Annotated in this window: 17 protein-coding genes and 1 riboswitch; of the genes, 7 read left to right on the forward strand and 10 right to left on the reverse strand. The window is 37.8% G+C overall.

What is annotated here, in order from left to right; translation table 11 throughout:
• Positions 1 to 64: 64 nt before the first annotated feature.
• The 5 genes from ACY2RT_RS01970 to ACY2RT_RS01990 form a co-directional block, all read right to left on the reverse strand.
• Positions 65 to 1894, reverse strand: coding sequence for a DEAD/DEAH box helicase (locus ACY2RT_RS01970; RefSeq protein WP_490154192.1), 1830 nt, complete (start codon positions 1892 to 1894; stop codon positions 65 to 67).
• Positions 1895 to 2063: 169 nt separating this feature from the next.
• The gene (locus ACY2RT_RS01975; protein ID WP_490154193.1) at positions 2064 to 2636 is read right to left on the reverse strand and encodes a non-canonical purine NTP diphosphatase; all 573 of its coding nucleotides are present in this window, start codon (positions 2634 to 2636) and stop codon (positions 2064 to 2066) included.
• A gap of 5 nt (positions 2637 to 2641) precedes the next feature.
• Positions 2642 to 3013: a VOC family protein gene (locus ACY2RT_RS01980; protein WP_490154194.1), complete on the reverse strand. Its 372-nt coding sequence runs from the start codon at positions 3011 to 3013 to the stop codon at positions 2642 to 2644.
• A 16-nt stretch (positions 3014 to 3029) separates the two neighbouring features.
• Complete coding sequence (locus ACY2RT_RS01985) at positions 3030 to 3554, reverse strand: SRPBCC family protein (protein ID WP_490154195.1); 525 nt, start codon at positions 3552 to 3554, stop codon at positions 3030 to 3032.
• A 30-nt stretch (positions 3555 to 3584) separates the two neighbouring features.
• Positions 3585 to 4244, reverse strand: coding sequence for a TrmH family RNA methyltransferase (locus ACY2RT_RS01990; protein WP_490154196.1), 660 nt, complete (start codon positions 4242 to 4244; stop codon positions 3585 to 3587).
• 40 nt (positions 4245 to 4284) lie between these two features.
• On the opposite strand from ACY2RT_RS01990, the gene ACY2RT_RS01995 reads away from it, so the two are divergent.
• The 3 genes from ACY2RT_RS01995 to purB all read left to right on the forward strand — a co-directional run bounded on the left by ACY2RT_RS01995 (position 4285) and on the right by purB (position 6938).
• The gene (locus tag ACY2RT_RS01995) at positions 4285 to 4965 is read left to right on the forward strand and encodes an SIR2 family NAD-dependent protein deacylase (protein ID WP_490154922.1); all 681 of its coding nucleotides are present in this window, start codon (positions 4285 to 4287) and stop codon (positions 4963 to 4965) included.
• 1 nt (position 4966) lies between these two features.
• Positions 4967 to 5527, forward strand: coding sequence for an adenylosuccinate lyase (locus ACY2RT_RS02000; protein WP_490154197.1), 561 nt, complete (start codon positions 4967 to 4969; stop codon positions 5525 to 5527).
• A 67-nt stretch (positions 5528 to 5594) separates the two neighbouring features.
• On the forward strand, positions 5595 to 6938 hold the full coding sequence (purB, locus tag ACY2RT_RS02005) for an adenylosuccinate lyase (RefSeq protein WP_490154198.1): 1344 nt from the start codon (positions 5595 to 5597) through the stop codon (positions 6936 to 6938).
• A gap of 71 nt (positions 6939 to 7009) precedes the next feature.
• On the opposite strand, the gene ACY2RT_RS02010 is transcribed toward purB, so the two are convergent.
• From ACY2RT_RS02010 to ACY2RT_RS02025, 4 genes are read right to left on the reverse strand one after another with little or no spacing between them, the layout of a single operon-like run.
• Positions 7010 to 7567, reverse strand: a complete 558-nt coding sequence (locus ACY2RT_RS02010) for a DUF4252 domain-containing protein (RefSeq protein WP_490154199.1) — start codon at positions 7565 to 7567, stop codon at positions 7010 to 7012.
• 2 nt (positions 7568 to 7569) lie between these two features.
• Positions 7570 to 8103 (reverse strand): DUF4252 domain-containing protein, encoded by a 534-nt coding sequence (locus ACY2RT_RS02015; RefSeq protein WP_490154200.1) that lies wholly within the window; start codon positions 8101 to 8103, stop codon positions 7570 to 7572.
• A 16-nt stretch (positions 8104 to 8119) separates the two neighbouring features.
• Positions 8120 to 8593: a PG0215 family putative anti-sigma factor gene (locus tag ACY2RT_RS02020; RefSeq protein WP_490154201.1), complete on the reverse strand. Its 474-nt coding sequence runs from the start codon at positions 8591 to 8593 to the stop codon at positions 8120 to 8122.
• On the reverse strand, positions 8580 to 9086 hold the full coding sequence (locus ACY2RT_RS02025; protein ID WP_490154202.1) for an RNA polymerase sigma factor: 507 nt from the start codon (positions 9084 to 9086) through the stop codon (positions 8580 to 8582). The genes ACY2RT_RS02020 and ACY2RT_RS02025 overlap by 14 nt, the downstream gene beginning before the upstream one ends.
• Before the next feature lie 146 nt (positions 9087 to 9232).
• Between ACY2RT_RS02025 and ACY2RT_RS02030 the strand changes: the two genes are divergently transcribed.
• Positions 9233 to 10630: a S41 family peptidase gene (locus ACY2RT_RS02030; protein ID WP_490154203.1), complete on the forward strand. Its 1398-nt coding sequence runs from the start codon at positions 9233 to 9235 to the stop codon at positions 10628 to 10630.
• 84 nt (positions 10631 to 10714) lie between these two features.
• Here ACY2RT_RS02030 and ACY2RT_RS02035 read toward each other — a convergent pair whose 3' ends face one another.
• Positions 10715 to 12649 carry a TonB-dependent receptor plug domain-containing protein gene (locus tag ACY2RT_RS02035; RefSeq protein WP_490154204.1) on the reverse strand — a complete coding sequence of 645 codons (1935 nt, stop codon included), beginning with the start codon at positions 12647 to 12649 and terminating at the stop codon, positions 10715 to 10717.
• Positions 12650 to 12736: 87 nt separating this feature from the next.
• A riboswitch (cobalamin riboswitch) is annotated at positions 12737 to 12931 on the reverse strand.
• A gap of 48 nt (positions 12932 to 12979) precedes the next feature.
• Between ACY2RT_RS02035 and ACY2RT_RS02040 the strand changes: the two genes are divergently transcribed.
• From ACY2RT_RS02040 to ACY2RT_RS02050, 3 genes are read left to right on the forward strand one after another with little or no spacing between them, the layout of a single operon-like run.
• Positions 12980 to 14116, forward strand: coding sequence for an ABC transporter substrate-binding protein (locus tag ACY2RT_RS02040; protein WP_490154205.1), 1137 nt, complete (start codon positions 12980 to 12982; stop codon positions 14114 to 14116).
• Positions 14117 to 14151: 35 nt separating this feature from the next.
• Positions 14152 to 15147, forward strand: a complete 996-nt coding sequence (locus ACY2RT_RS02045; RefSeq protein ID WP_490154923.1) for an iron chelate uptake ABC transporter family permease subunit — start codon at positions 14152 to 14154, stop codon at positions 15145 to 15147.
• A complete protein-coding gene (locus ACY2RT_RS02050) occupies positions 15147 to 15941 on the forward strand; it encodes an ABC transporter ATP-binding protein (protein ID WP_490154206.1) in 795 nt (264 codons plus the stop codon). Before ACY2RT_RS02045 ends, ACY2RT_RS02050 begins: the two co-directional genes overlap by 1 nt.
• Positions 15942 to 16055 lie beyond the last annotated feature (114 nt).

Consider the following 16055-nt stretch of genomic DNA (forward strand, 5'->3'; position numbering starts at 1 on the left):
GGCATAAAAATACATAATATAGACGTTAATTTCATGCCAAAGTTTAACCTGAACCAAAATTTATTTAATTTCTACGACGACGTTTTCCTCCTGTTCCACTATTTTGAGGTTTTTCGCTTCTTCTACGGCTTTTACCTGCAAATTTTGGACGATCGTCTCCAGACCCGCTACTGCGTTTTTTGAAGCCTCCTTTATCACTTCCGCTTTTGCCTTTAAAACCTCCACGGCCTCTGTCACGACCTCCGCGGCCTCTGTCACGATCTCCTCTTCCTCTTCCACCGCCTCTTCCGCGACCTCCTCTGTCTTTAGATATCTCTATGGAAATATTTCTTCCGTCAAGTTTAAAGTCATTAAAAACACCCATCACCAGTTCCTGGTGTTTGGTATCTGTATTAAAGAATGAGAAACTGTCCTTTACGTCAACTTTATAAACATCGTCTTTCCCTAATTCTAATAGGTCACGTAAGAAATCCTTTAAACTCATCCAGTCAAAATCATCCTTCCCACCAATGTTTATGAAATAACGCACTGTATCTTTATGATCACTCTCTGAATAATCTACACTACCACCAGAAGCATTAAGGTCCTTTGCATTCTTGTAGTAATTATAGAAACGTGTAAACTCTACCGAGAATACTTTTTTGATCAATTCTTCTTTACTGAAATCGGTAAGTACTTCATTGATGTTAGGCAAGTACATATCGATCTCGTGATTGATCTCTGTATTCTTAATACTATTCGCTAAATGAAATAATTGTACTTCACAGATCTCCATTCCACCCGGAATGTCTTTCTTTTCAAATTTCTTCTGAATCTTTTTCTCTATTGAACCAATCTTTCTTACTTCACTTTTAGAAACGATCACCATGGAAACTCCACTCTTGCCGGCACGTCCTGTACGGCCACTACGGTGGGTATAGGTTTCAATTTCATCGGGTAACTGATAGTTGATAACGTGAGTAATATCATCTACGTCGATCCCCCGGGCCGCAACATCTGTTGCTACTAACATTTGTATCTGACGGTTTCTGAAAGATTTCATCACAATATCTCGCTGATTCTGACTTAAATCTCCATGTAAAGCACCGGCACTATAACCGTCTGTAATGAGTTGCTCGGCTACTTTTTGTGTATCTCGTTTTGTACGGCAAAATATCACCGAAAAGATATCTGGATTCGCATCTGCCAATCGCTTTAGTGCCAAATAACGATCACGGGCATTCACCAAATAGTATTCGTGAGACACACTATCTGTACTCACATTTCTAGAACCTACTGTAATTTCAATAGGTTTGTGCATAAATTTTTTGGCGATCGAAGCTACTTCTTTTGGCATGGTGGCACTAAACAGCCATGTGCTTTTATCTTTTGGAGAATGTGAAAGTATTTCGGTAATATCTTCATAGAATCCCATATTCAGCATCTCATCGGCTTCGTCAAGGACACAGTATTCAATTTTAGAGATATCGATCATTCTGCGACCGATCATATCTTTCATTCGTCCCGGTGTGGCTACAATGATCTGTGCACCTTTTTTAACCTGTTTGGCTTGATCTGTAATACTTGCTCCTCCATAAATAGCTACTACATTCAAGCCCTTTATATACTTTCCATAGTTTACTAATTCATTCGTGATCTGCATACACAACTCACGTGTAGGCGACAGTATCAAGCCTTGTGTGGTGCGACTATCCGCGTCAATCTTTTGTAACATCGGAAATCCGAATGCTGCAGTTTTTCCGGTGCCGGTTTGTGCCAGAGAAACAATATCGGTTTCTTCCTGTAAAAGGATTGGAATTGCTTTTTCTTGTACTTCCGAAGGGGTTTCAAAACCCATATCGGTAATGGCCTGAAGTAAATTCTCGTCTAGGCCTAACGATTTAAATGTAGACATATGATTTTCTAAAAGTTTATTTGTACTTACTGAAGCAAACACGACAAATAAACCTTATCACTTCTTGCAGTACTACCTCACCCTGAGGATTTTCAAGCGGCAAAGATACTCTTTATATTCAGTTAGGAGTTGTTTTGGGAGTTTTTTATGAATTGCCGGAAAGGTATAATCATTCTGAAAGGTACACAATCAATTGCCTCATTGCTTTTCCACGGTGCCCTATCTCGCTTTTTTGAAGGAGTGTCATTTCTGCAAAGGTTTCAGTAAAGCCCTTGGGTTGAAAAACCGGATCATACCCAAATCCTTTTTCGCCGCGTAGTGTTTCTGTGATCTCTCCTTCACAAATCCCTGTAAATAAATTAGTGATGCCGTTTAAGGTAAGGGCGATCGTAGTTTTAAAGCGGGCAGTTCGGTCTTCTTTTCCTTTTAGGTTAAAAAGCAACTTGTTGATATTGGCTTCCGCATTATTTCCCGGTCCGGCATAGCGTGCGCTATACACTCCGGGTTCATTGTTCAGGGCCACAACTTCCAGGCCTGTATCATCTGCAAAACAATCATAACCGTAATGTTCTTTTACATAGGAAGCCTTTAAGGCTGCATTGCCTTCGATTGTATCTGCTGTTTCGGGAATGTCTTCATGACAACCAATATCTGTAAGGCTGAGCAGCTCCAAATGAGAAGGTAGTAAAGCTTTTACTTCTTTGAATTTATTTTGATTGTGGGTCGCAAAGACGAGTTGCATACTTACTAGTTAGAATACAACCCAATCCGGTTCCCTTCGGTATCTTTTAGTACTGCCATGTAACCGTGTTCCGGTGAGATCATTGTTTTTTCCTGTAGAATATTTCCCCCGGCACTCGTCACTCTGTCCAATTCGGTTTGTACATCTTCAGAATTAAAATATACCAATGTCCCTTCCTGGCTGGGTATGTAGCTTTCCTGTTGTATCAAAGCACCTTCTGCTCCCGGTGCTTCTCCCGCACTGGGAAACCAGCCCATTAGTATGCCTTGGAAATCCTGTACTGTGATCTCTATGGCAAATACTTCTTCGTAAAATTTTTTGGCTCGGTCCATATCATTTACAGGAATCTCGAACCAGGCCACCATATTTTGTTTCATATTATTAATGTCTTAATTAGTTTTCCAGTACTTTTTTTAATGTATCCAACCCTTCTTCAAAATCTTTTCCAACTGCCTTATCCATATTGAAGAACATCATCATCACATTCATTGGAACCTTGTGAGTGCCATAAAATCCCCAAACGACTTTAGTTCCACCTCCATCTTCATGGGTTTCCATATATGCATTACTTTCACTTTTCCAAGGTTTTAGAAAACGTAAAGCAGTATCTATTCTTTTATTTTCGTCCAAAGCTAAAACCTCTTGTTCTCCATGGCCTACATTTTTGTGGTCACTTTCCCATCGCGAAATAAATCCTATGGTACCATCTTCTCCGGTAAAAGTTTGTTTCATTCCCGGGTCCCTTTTTTTCCAGGGTGACCAATGGTCCTGATTTTTGATATGCATGAGGTATTGATAGACTTCCGATACGGGTTTATTAACTGTAATGCTTCTATGTACATTGTACTTCTTTGGAGCCACAAGTACCAGAATGATCAAAAGGGCCAAAATTGCTAAAAGAATGTAAAGAAATATCATATTGGTAAGGTTTAAATTAGGTTTATAAATCTACAAATTTTTCTCTTTGTTATAACGTTCGATGATCTCTGCTGAACTTTTAATGGTTTTTTGTGTCCAGATCATTTCTATTTCCAGCTTTTCTGTTTCAGAAAGTTGCCAGTCTACTTCGGTATCTTTCAATTTGGTGACCACATGCTGAAGAATGATCGCCACAGAAACCGAAATATTCAAACTCTCCGTAAAACCATACATTGGAATTTTTAAAAAAGTATCTGCTTGTTGCATGACCACATCACTCAATCCGTCATTTTCTTTTCCGAAGAAAAAAGCACTCTTTTTTGTGACATCAAAGTCCTGTAGCAAAGAAGAATCATTATGAGGTGTAGTTGCTATAATCTGATAATCCTTCTCTTTCATGACCGAAATACAATCATTAATAGTATCATAGCGATGCAAGTCGACCCATTTTTGTGCGCCCATCGCTATTTCTTTGTCTATTCTTTTACTTTCCAATTCTTCCACAACATGCAGGTCCTGTATACCAAAAATATCACAGGTACGCATTACGGCACTGGTATTATGCAACTGGTAGACATCTTCGGTTACAACAGTAAAATGTCGTGTGCGCTGAGATAATACTTTTTTGAAAAGATCTTTGCGGCGTTCAGTAAGTAATGATTGTAAATATTCAAAAAGTTGTAAATCCAATGGAAATAAGTAATTTTAAAACGAAGATAAAAAATTACTAATAATGAAGATCGCAGTTCTTACCGGAGCGGGAATGAGTGCCGAAAGCGGACTTAAAACCTTTCGTGACAGCAACGGCCTGTGGGAAGGGCATGATGTGATGAAAGTAGCTTCTCCACAAGGTTTTGCAAATGATCCGGCTTTGGTTCTGGATTTTTACAATCAGCGCCGCAGGCAATTGCTGCAGGTAGCGCCTAATGTGGCACATATTGCTTTGTCTGAGCTTGAAAAAGAACATGAGGTGGTTATTATTACCCAGAATGTAGACGACCTGCATGAACGTGCCGGGAGTAACCATGTGGTTCATCTACATGGAGAATTATTAAAAGTACGCAGTACGTTTGATGAAAGTCTGGTTATGGATTGGAGAAATGACCTCAACGTAGGAGATCTTTGTGAATACAAACATCAATTACGTCCACATATTGTTTGGTTTGGCGAGGCAGTTCCTATGATGGATACAGCTATTCAATTGATTTCGGAAACCGATGCTGTTTTAATCGTAGGCACATCAATGCAGGTCTATCCGGCAGCCGGTTTGATACAATATGCTCCATTGCGTGCTCCAGTATATTTTGTAGACCCCAATCCGTCAATATCTTCTTCGGAAAGAATCACTGTTTTTGCTGAAAAAGCAACCACAGGAGTTCCAAAAGCGATTACCGCTATAAAGACCATTTGATATGAATTCCGCCTTATTTCAGAAAATAAATTATGACAAAGCCTATAGAAAGAATAGATACGGAGCTGCGGTATGGATATTGGAACATCCTGAAAGTATTCCGGAGCTATTGAAGTATTGCTTTAAGAATGATGATGACATATCTTATAAAGCCAATTGGTCTTTGGAATTTGTATGTTTGGAAAATTTGGAATTACTCTATCCTCATTTCGATTTTTTCTTCAAAAACCTGCCTGGCGCATATAAACATCAATCTGTACGACCTCTATCACATATCTGTGAAATGATCTGCACTCAATATTATAAGAAAAAAGATCCTTTGTTGCTCAAAACACTAAATACAACACATAAAGAAATTATGGTCGAACGCTCCTTTGACTGGCTTATTACCGACCAAAAAATTGCCTGTCAGGCACGTGCAATGCTTTGTTTGTATTATTTAGGGGCAGAATTTGACTGGATCCATGAAGAATTGGTTCAAATATTAGAACGAAATATTCCTTCAGGAAGTGCTGGTTACAAATCCAGAGGTAAAAAGATCCTGAGTAAAATTAAGAGGTAAATCTTCGAAAGCTATGCTTTATTCTTCTTGTGATAAATAGTATCTTTGCACTTTCAAAATTTCTAGTATGGCTACCAACGCATTACAGGCTATTTCACCTATAGACGGCAGATATGCCTCCAAAACTGCATCGCTTATTCCTTTCTTCTCTGAAGAAGCCCTCATACGGTATCGTGTTCAGGTAGAGATTGAGTATTTTATTGCTTTGACAGAGCTTCCGTTACCCCAGTTAGCAGATTTTGATAAGAGCTTGTTTTCGGAGCTAAGGAATTTGTATTTGGAGTTTTCCGTACAGGATGCTCTCCATATAAAGGATATCGAAAAAGTAACTAATCACGATGTAAAAGCAGTAGAGTATTTCATTAAAGAAAAGTTTGATGTCCTGGGACTTCAGCAATACAAAGAATTCATACATTTCGGTCTCACCTCTCAGGATATTAATAATACAGCTATTCCTCTTTCGCTCAGAGACGCTATCAATGAAGTATACGTGCCTCAACTATTTGCAGTAAAAGACAAACTAAAGGAACTGGCCACTGAGTGGGCAAATATACCTATGCTTGCCAGAACACACGGGCAACCGGCTTCCCCAACTCGTCTGGGGAAAGAAATAGAAGTTTTTGTTGTACGTCTGGAAGAGCAATTTGACCTGTTAAATGATATAAAAAGCGGGGCGAAATTTGGAGGTGCCAGTGGAAATTTCAATGCGCATAAGGTTGCATATCCTGCTATAGACTGGAAAGCATTTGGAACACAATTTGTGCAAGGAAAGTTAGGGTTACACCATTCTTTCCCTACTACACAGATCGAGCATTATGACCATATGGCTGCTTTATTTGACAGTCTGAAACGCATCAATACAATCTTGATTGATCTTGATCGTGATATCTGGGCATATGTTTCTATGGATTATTTTAAACAGAAGATCAAAAAAGGGGAAATAGGCTCCTCTGCGATGCCACATAAAGTGAATCCCATCGATTTTGAAAACAGTGAAGGAAATCTGGGAATCGCCAATGCTATATTTGAACATCTGTCCGCAAAACTTCCTGTAAGTCGTTTACAGCGAGATTTAACAGATAGCACTGTACTGCGAAACATAGGTGTTCCCATTGGACATACCATTATTGCATTTCAGTCTACACTAAAAGGATTGAATAAATTATTACTGAATGAATCCAAATTTGCGGAAGACCTTGAAAATAACTGGGCGGTAGTTGCGGAGGCCATACAGACTATTTTGCGTAGGGAAGCATATCCAAATGCATATGAAGCCCTTAAAGGGTTGACTCGTACAAATGCTGCTATTACACAAAAATCTATTGCAGATTTTATTGAAACTCTGGACGTTTCGGAAGTAATAAAAGATGAAATGCAAAAGATAACTCCTTCAAATTATACAGGAATATAGTGTATTGATATTTCCAGAAAACAAAAAAGACTCCAAAATGGAGTCTTTTTTTTGTTTTTAAATATCATTAACTAAAAACTACCGGAACCCATATCAAACAGGTCACCTATACTTTTCAACCTAGAAGCATCAATATCACCTCTATCAATAGAGTTCATTAGCTTTAGTATTTCATCAGGGCGCATATTATCTCCTAATAAGCGAAATACAGCAAATCCTCTTTCACTATCACTTGCAAATACGATCAACTCATCAATAGCATCTTCTTCACCTAAATATTTTAAGGTAGCTCCTTTGGTATTGGATCCCATTTTCATAAGTGTTTTGTATTTCTCTTGCTTAATGATCTCTTTCACTTTGGTTTTTTCAGCTTCATACTCAGCTGTATTACCGTTTTTTATTGGATAGGCCACCACGTTTATTTTCTTTACCGTGTTTAGGACATCCATCTCTTCTTTTGAAAAGTTTGCACTTTCACTTTGTAAAAGGCTTGTTGCAAGGTCTACCTTGACAAAGTTATTATCATCCTGCTTGTCTACTAAATATCGTTGCAGGGATTGCTCATTACTACACCCGTATAAAGCAAGGGCAGCAAGGGCTAACGCAGTTATATACTTTAAGAGTACCATAGTTATGATTTTTTCTTTTCAATATTCTTTAGTTGCTCACTACCAGGAACCTTAAGGTCGTGTGTAAGCTTAGAGATCTTCTTTAGGTCAATGTTTCCGGTAATGCTCATAATTACGGTCATCTCCTTACCATCTACATCTCCTTTAAGATGCATTAATAATTCGCTCACAAAGTTTTCATTCTTCCCTTCTTTAGAGTAAAACTTTATGTTTTTACCATCATCCTTTACGCGCATTAATTCGCTTAAGTCTTTGGTTTTTCCAACATAATTTGCCACAGCACTATTCATTCGCTGGGCAACCTCAGGGTTTTCTGTAGTATACACCTTAATATTATCAAGATTGTTTACCAGCTCCATATATTCCTGAGCTTCAGGGTCATCCGATTCCAAATCTATTTTGCTCAATAACTTGAACATATTTTTGGTAACTATCACCGAGCTTACATCTTTTTCGTCTTCAAAAGAGTCAAAGGTTTGAGCAGATGTAACCATTGGTGCGAATATGATTGCTATTAAAATTGCTAACTTTTTCATGTGTCTGTATTTAAGATTATTTTAAAATTTTGTTTTTACTATTTGTGAATTGATTGATATGTGATATTGTTGACGTTCCTTTAGAAAATTCATTTAAATGCGCTATACTGGAAGTGCCTTTATTAAGGTTTTCAGAAAGCAATAGCATTGTCTCCTTTGCTTTTTCAAAAGCAGCTATCGCCTCTTTTTCTTCTTGCGTCAATTGAGGCTGTGAGAACATAAAACTTCCAATAGTTACACCAACTACTAACATTGCTGCTATACCATACCACCACTGATTTAATTGAAATGATGTTTGTGGTAGCACAACTTCCTGTTTTGAAACTTCTTCACTTGCGCGTTCCAGGCCCACAAAAAGTGGTTGGTACATTGCCAGATGCGGTGCTACGTCATTCTCCGTAAAATAATTACGAAGGGTGGCTTCCTCATCAAGTGTAGTGTTACCTTCAAAATAGGTCTCTAATAGGGTTTCTATATTAGCTAACTCCATAATTGTACTGTTTTATTAATTGTTCTCTTACTGTTTTCCGGGCGCGTGATAATGCTACGCGAACCGCTGTTTCATTGCTTTCTAGCATCTCGGCAATTTCAGCGAACTCAAATTGCTCAACATCCCGAAGCTGAAGGATCATCCTTTGTTGTTCCGGCAGGGTTTCCATTATCTTAAAAACCAAACTAACTCCATCATTTGCTTCAACAGCTTTCTCAATATTCTCAGAATTCTGATAATTGCTGTGTACAATTTTCAAATTACCTGCTTGTTTCGATTTTAGTCGGTCCAAACAATAATTCTTCGTCATTGTAATGGCAAATGCTTCGGGATTCTTATAGTTTTTAATTTTTTGTTTCCCATTCCATAATTTCAAAAAAACTTCCTGAACGGCATCTTCAGCTTCTTCACTAGATACAAGGAGCCTCTTAGCAAGCCTGTAAAGCTTATCTTTAAAAGGTAATACGGTTGTTAAGAACTCCTTTTGTTTCATTAGTCTGGTGGTTAGTGAACTTGCAATTGCTATGCCGTTCTTTAATTACGACGAGGTACTCAAAATTTTGTTACAATTTAGTTGATGTTTTACAATAATGTATATACTTTAGGGGTTTACAAGTTATGTTCCGTTTAAAAAATATTATGAAAAAGAACCTTCTCCTACTACTTTTAGCCATTTCAATTACATTTACCTCTTGTTTTGAAGACAGAGATGACAACCTGCAAGTTGCATCTACAGTAGATATTCAAAATTTCATATACCGCGCTCTTAATTTCTTTTATTTATACAAAGCAGATACTCCCGAACTTGCTAATGATGCATTTGCAAACCAAAGTGAACTGGATACCTTTTTAAATACGTTTGATTCTCCCGAAACTTTATTTGATTTTTTAATATCATCCCAGGATCGTTTCAGCATATTGGTAGATAATTATATTCAACTGGAAAATGAGTTAAATGGCATCACCCTTAATAACGGGATGGAATATGGTGTAGTACTTTATCCTGATGGAAGTGGAAACGTTTTTGGATATGTTCGCTATGTGATCCCTAATACAAGTGCTGCTTCGGAAGGACTACAGCGAGGTATTATATTCAATACGATTGATGGCCAGCAAATTACAGAAAATAATTTCAATGAGCTTTTTGCTCCTAACAGCTATACTATTGGGCTTGCTACTTACGATGGACAGTCAGTAACTCCTACAGGAGAGTCAGTTACACTCTCTAAAGCAGAAGTCACCGAAAATCCTGTTCACATTGCTAAGACCCTAACAGTAAGTGGACAAAAGATCGGTTACTTAATGTACAATGCTTTTACCGCGGACTTCAATCAACAATTGAATGCAGCTTTCGGGCAGTTTCAGGCAGACGGAATCACTGACCTTATTTTGGATCTACGTTATAATGGTGGCGGTTCAGTACGTACAGCACAAGACCTGTCCAGCATGATCACCGGGCAATTTGCTGGTGACCTTTTTTATACTGAAATATGGAATGAAGATCGGCAGGATGAATATGCGAACCCGGGAGTCTTTAATACTAGTCTAAGTACAGGCGAAGCTATTAACAGCCTGAATTTAACCAGAGTATATATTCTTACTACGAGTAGATCTGCTTCAGCCAGTGAATTGGTCATTAACGGATTAAACCCGTACATTCAAGTGATACAAGTTGGTGGAACGACCACAGGGAAATTTCAAGCATCCTTTTTATTATATGATGCTCCTGCTCCCGGGTTTAGTAGAAGTCAGGCCAATCCAGGTCATACATATGCGATGCTTCCTCTTGTATTTAAAACAGCAAATGCAACAGGAAATACAGATTTTGTAAATGGGCTTACTCCGGCAATAGAACTAAATGAAGATTACAGCAACCTTGGCGTATTAGGTGATACGAATGAGCCTTTCCTTGCTGCAGCTTTAAATGATATTATTCCTGCTCCTGTTCCATTGCGAAACAACTTTAATGTACTGGAAGAGATTTCGGAAAGTAAAGCTTCTTCACTTCTTTATCAATTAATGGTAGTCGAAAAATAGTTTTTGTATCCTTTTGAATCAAAAAAAAGGATGACAAGTATCTTTAATGATACTTGTCATCCCAATAATTACTAATAAGGCAGCCTAAAACTCTAAAGTAAAACCTCCCCTAATATTTCGTCCGCGGGTTTGGTATCTATACAATTCCTCATACTCTTCGTTCAACAGATTGCTCACATTTGCAAATAGAGTAAGATTTTTTAGAATCTTCGTGGAAGCAGAAATATCTACCAACCCATAGCTGTCAAGAGTTATAGCCTCACTTTCAAAGGTTTCAGGGTTAAAAAAGGAATCTTCACGTTCACTGTTGTATTGATAGTTAACTCCTACAAATGACTTCGAATTAATTTGATATCCTATGGATGCATTCGCCTTATGTTCTGGAATACGCAATGTAAATCTTTCATCTGCCTGGGTATTCGTATAATTAGCGGTAACATTTACTTTCTTACCAAACTTTTTTGAAATTTCCACTTCTACTCCACTGGCATCAAATGTATCTGAAATGTTTTGATACTGAAAAATAAACAGGTCAGGATCCACTGTAACAAAGTCTACAAAATTTTCTTCATTTCTGGTAAAATACAAAGCACTTATACTGAAGTTGTTTCCTGAAGAAAAGGCTAAACCTCCTTCAATACTAGTATTTTCTTCAGGCTGTAATGCTTCGTTTCCGTATAGTGGATCATATAATTGAAATAGTGACGGAGTAATGTAGGCGGTACTATACGAACCCAAAATCTTTAAAGTATTCCTTCCAAAATCAAATCCATACGAAGGATTTATATTGTACACCAAGTGTGAATCGTATACACTATGAACATTCATTCGTGCCCCTGCATTTATATTCAGCCCAAAATCTGAAATATAAACCAGGTTTATGTAAGGGTCAACATAATTAAATTTTGCAGTGTCTTCATTTACAGCTTCTACAAAATCAGTTTCTCCAAATGGTACGGTATACGAATTAAAGCTACTTGTGTTAAAGTTTACTCCTAACAATACACTTATTTTCTTTGTAAAGCTATGGTTTAAATAGGCATCTATTGTATGTGATTTCGAATCATATTTAGCTGGGAAAGAAGATTCGAATTCGCGTTCTATCCAAGTCTGGCTATCGTTAAAGACAAAAGTGCCTTTATTGTATTTCCACTCAAAATGTCCACCTCGTTTTAGCTGTTTTGAGATGGATCTGTTTTCAGCATCAATGTATCCAAAATCATCGTAATCAGCTTCAAAGCTATCAAAGCTAAAAAATTGGCTTATCTTAATCTTTTTTGAAATTTGATAGCCTAAGTTGATACGCCCATCGAATCGGTTAAATACATCTTCATTAAAACGTTCTTCTCCTTCCGGAGCAGCAATGGCAGATAAACCGTTGACAAAACGATTACTAAAACTTGCGTTATAGAAGAATCTATTTAGTGTTCCATTCAAAGAAGCAAAGTTGGTGAATTCTTCTATAGTATTCGCACTATCATTCTCTTCGGCTGCACTGTTAGTTCCCAAAGTAGATGTAAAAGTTGCAGCAATTGGTTTTTCCGAAGCTTTCTTTGTAGTAATACTAATTACTGCTGTGGATGCACCACTTCCATACATAACACTGGAAGCTCCTTTGATAATTTCTATGCTCTCAATAGATGCCGTTGGAATCAGCCGCAAATCATAATCGTTGGAGATTTGTGAAGGATCATTTAATTGAACCCCATCTACCATGATCACTACCTGACGATTTCTACCTCCCCGAACATAATAACCAAGGTTTTGACCGTCATTGCTTCGGCTTCCGTTAATCTCTATCCCGGAAACTTCATTCACCAATTGTGCTACAGACTTCCCTTTACTGTTCTCAAGGGTTTCCGCAGTGATTTTTGTTATTACTTTTCCACTATTTTTTTTTGCTAATGGAACTTTTGTAATAACTGTCACCGAATCTAACTGCTCGATGTTTTCATTTTCCTGAGCAACAGTAAATCCTGTTACACAGAAACATAATAATGCTAGTACTTGTTTTTTCATTTTAAAAAATTTAAAACGGAAAAAGTAAGAAGAGTTTAAATGCTCTAAGGCACTCAATGTATCTTCCCAAACCTTTATCCCGAAAGTTTGACAATAGTGAAAATGGCAGGTCTCCTGGCTCGCCTGTGTACAACCTTCCCGCTTGCGCAGTGGTTTTTGAAGTTTTGTACGATCCGCCAAAGGCGGACGGCTTACAGTTGCGGGTACAGCTTCGGTTTTTAACCGAATTCCCTTTTAAGAAAAGATCTTTCTGATCTTTTCACCAAAATTCAAAGCGAAAATAAGGTTTTAAATTGATAGCTAAGCAAACAAATTCCATTATTTTTGAGGATGCAAAAATTCTCAGTACTCATAAGTTTTCTAATTCTATTCACTTCTTGTAAAGAAATCCAAAAGTCACCTTCTATTGTTAAGAAGAGTGATCAAAGAACTATAGTTAACTATGCTAAAGGGTTTGAGATCAATCATTTTGAAGGTTACAAGACCATTACTTTAAAAGACCCATGGCCGGGAGCTAAAGATACTTTTACATATGCTTTGCTTGAAAAAGGCAATAGCCTGAATACTTCAGAAAAATTTGATGCTGTCGTAGAAGTTCCTGTTTCTAATATCGTGGTAACTTCAACAACACATATCCCATCTTTAGAAATGCTAGGTGTTTCGGATGCTTTGATAGGCTTTCCCAACTTAGGTTATATTTCTTCTGAAACTACACGGAAAATGATTGATGAAGGTGCTATAAAAGAGCTTGGTAAAAATGAAGATATCAACACCGAAGTACTTATTGACCTATCTCCGGATGTTGTGGTCACTTTTGCCGTTGAAGGAAATAATAAAGCAGTATCGACTATTCAAAAAACTGGAATTCCGGTAATGTATAATTCGGATTGGACCGAAGTTTCTCCTTTAGGAAAAGCAGAATGGATTAAATTTTTTGGGGCTCTTTTCAATAAAGGAAAAGAAGCTGACAGTATTTTTAAAAATATTGAAACGGAATACCTCTTAGCTACAGAAATAGCTTCGAAAATTTCTAAAAAACCAACCGTTTTAAGTGGCGCAATGTATCGTGATGTCTGGTATTTACCACAAGGAGGTAGTTGGGCTGCTCAGTTCATTGCCGATGCCGGTGGTGACTATTTGTGGAAAGATAGCGAAGGTACCGGTAGCCTTTCTTTAAACCTGGAAGCAGTATTGGAAAAAGGAAAAACTGTAGATTTTTGGATAGGACCCGGACGTTTTACAAGTTTTCAACAGTTGGAAGATACGCATAATGTCTACAAGGAGTTTGACGCTTTTAAAAATGAGAATGTTTACAGCTTTACTACAAAAAAAGGAGCTACAGGAGGTGTGATCTATTATGAATTGGCACCTAATCGTCCTGATCTGGTTTTAAAAGATATTATTAGGATTTTACATCCCGACCTGCTTCCTGATCATGAATTATTTTTTTTCACTAAACTTGAATAGTGGAAAGAGCCTTAATATATCGTGGTTATTTTATAATGCTAATCATTCTGTTAATAGTAACATTCTTGATCAATATAAGCTTGGGGTCTGTTTCCATACCTATAGATGAAGTGATCTCCGGTCTGTTTGGAGGTACTACTTCCAAAGAATCCTGGCAATACATTCTTATCGATTACAGGCTGCCTAAAGCGATCACTGCTGTTCTCACAGGCAGTGGATTGGCCGTTTCCGGTTTGTTAATGCAAACAATGTTTCGCAATCCACTGGCAGGACCTTTTGTTTTGGGGTTGAGTAGTGGTGCAAGCTTAGGTGTCGCGGTCTTAATTTTAGGCGCAAGCGCTTTAGGAGGTTTTTTCGGAGGGCTTTTAGCAAGTCAATGGAGCCTGGTGATTGCTTCGGCAATAGGAACTTTTCTGGTGCTACTGGCAGTTTTGGCTGTGACTTTTAAAATTAAAGATACCATGGCGATCCTTATAATCGGGTTGATGTTTGGAAGTGTTACTGCAGCTGTAGTTGCTGTACTTTCTTATTTCAGTAATGCGGAACAGTTACAACAATACATTTTTTGGAGTTTTGGGAGTCTTGGGAACCAATCATGGAATAGCATTTTAATTTTGAGCATTTGTTGTTTCGCCGGATTGTTACTGAGTTTTCTGAGTAGCAAATCGCTAAATGCTTTGTTGTTAGGAGAGAATTATGCAAAAAGCATGGGCCTTCGTATTAAGAGAACCACTTTTCTAATAATAATTGCTACCAGCATTTTAGCAGGAAGCATTACTGCATTTGCTGGCCCCATTGCTTTTGTAGGACTGGCGGTGCCACATCTTACACGGCAGGTTTTTACCACTTCTAATCATTTGGTATTGTTGCCGGCCGTCTTGCTTTTTGGAAGTATTTTAATGCTCATTTGCGATACTTTAGCACAACTGCCGTTCGTTGAATATACACTGCCAATAAATGCCATTACATCGCTTGTAGGGGCGCCGGTGGTAATTTGGTTATTAGTGCGAAAACGTAAATTGTTATTTTAATGGCTTCGGAAGGAAAACATATTATTTTAGAAGCCAAAGACCTGGCGATAGGCTATTTCAGTAAAAGAAAAGTAACAACTGTTTCAGAAAAAATCAATTTTTCAGTACATAAAGGCGAACTTGTAGGTTTGGTAGGCGCTAACGGTATAGGAAAATCTACTTTGTTACGCACACTTGCCTGTATGCAATTGAAAATTGCCGGAGAAATATTCCTGAAAGACAAGCCCCTCTCTTCCTATTCAACCTTACAATTGGCAAACCAGTTAAGTGTTGTTTTAACTGAAGCACCGGCTTCGAAGAATTTAACTGTTCTGGAATTAGTCTCCTTGGGAAGGCAACCGTATACCAATTGGATGGGTAGTCTGTCTTTAACAGATAAAAAAGCTATACAATTTGCATTGCAGTCCACCGAAACCGAATCCCTCGCCCGGAGAAAATGCTTTGAATTAAGTGACGGCCAATTACAACGTGTATATATAGCAAGAGCCCTGGCACAGGATACTCCGTTAATAATTTTGGATGAACCCACAACACATCTGGACTTATATCATCGTGCTTATGTGTTGAAGCTATTGAAAAAGCTAGCTGTTAAAACCAAGAAGTCAATTTTATTTTCTACTCACGAAATTGATCTGGCGATACAATTAAGTGATAAAATGCTTGTGATGGCCCCGGAAGAAACCTATTTTGATCAACCCTGCAACTTGATCGAAGCTGGCCGGTTTGATGCACTCTTTCCAAAAGAAACAATAGCATTCAATGCAAAAACAGGTCGATTCAGTATTAAGAAATGAGTGTAGTTAAAATTTCGGTACAAGCCGAAAAGTATAATCAACGAATTACATCTGACCTATAAAAAACAGTATGCATAAACAGATGAAATAAGTATATTTACAGGAAACTAATAT

Source organism: Ulvibacter sp. 2210JD10-4, assembly GCF_058148525.1.

Excerpts from the sequence above, each read along its gene's own strand:
- ACY2RT_RS01970 (WP_490154192.1), bottom strand. The coding sequence starts at position 1,894 with ATGTCTACATTTAAATCGTTAGGCCTAGACGAGAATTTACTTCAGGCC.
- ACY2RT_RS01975 (WP_490154193.1), bottom strand. The coding sequence starts at position 2,636 with ATGCAACTCGTCTTTGCGACCCACAATCAAAATAAATTCAAAGAAGTA.
- ACY2RT_RS01980 (WP_490154194.1), bottom strand. The coding sequence starts at position 3,013 with ATGAAACAAAATATGGTGGCCTGGTTCGAGATTCCTGTAAATGATATG.
- ACY2RT_RS01985 (WP_490154195.1), bottom strand. The coding sequence starts at position 3,554 with ATGATATTTCTTTACATTCTTTTAGCAATTTTGGCCCTTTTGATCATT.
- ACY2RT_RS02000 (WP_490154197.1), top strand. The coding sequence starts at position 4,967 with ATGAATTCCGCCTTATTTCAGAAAATAAATTATGACAAAGCCTATAGA.
- purB (WP_490154198.1), top strand. The coding sequence starts at position 5,595 with ATGGCTACCAACGCATTACAGGCTATTTCACCTATAGACGGCAGATAT.
- ACY2RT_RS02010 (WP_490154199.1), bottom strand. The coding sequence starts at position 7,567 with ATGGTACTCTTAAAGTATATAACTGCGTTAGCCCTTGCTGCCCTTGCT.
- ACY2RT_RS02015 (WP_490154200.1), bottom strand. The coding sequence starts at position 8,103 with ATGAAAAAGTTAGCAATTTTAATAGCAATCATATTCGCACCAATGGTT.
- ACY2RT_RS02020 (WP_490154201.1), bottom strand. The coding sequence starts at position 8,593 with ATGGAGTTAGCTAATATAGAAACCCTATTAGAGACCTATTTTGAAGGT.
- ACY2RT_RS02025 (WP_490154202.1), bottom strand. The coding sequence starts at position 9,086 with ATGAAACAAAAGGAGTTCTTAACAACCGTATTACCTTTTAAAGATAAG.
- ACY2RT_RS02030 (WP_490154203.1), top strand. The coding sequence starts at position 9,233 with ATGAAAAAGAACCTTCTCCTACTACTTTTAGCCATTTCAATTACATTT.
- ACY2RT_RS02035 (WP_490154204.1), bottom strand. The coding sequence starts at position 12,649 with ATGAAAAAACAAGTACTAGCATTATTATGTTTCTGTGTAACAGGATTT.
- ACY2RT_RS02040 (WP_490154205.1), top strand. The coding sequence starts at position 12,980 with ATGCAAAAATTCTCAGTACTCATAAGTTTTCTAATTCTATTCACTTCT.
- ACY2RT_RS02045 (WP_490154923.1), top strand. The coding sequence starts at position 14,152 with ATGCTAATCATTCTGTTAATAGTAACATTCTTGATCAATATAAGCTTG.
- ACY2RT_RS02050 (WP_490154206.1), top strand. The coding sequence starts at position 15,147 with ATGGCTTCGGAAGGAAAACATATTATTTTAGAAGCCAAAGACCTGGCG.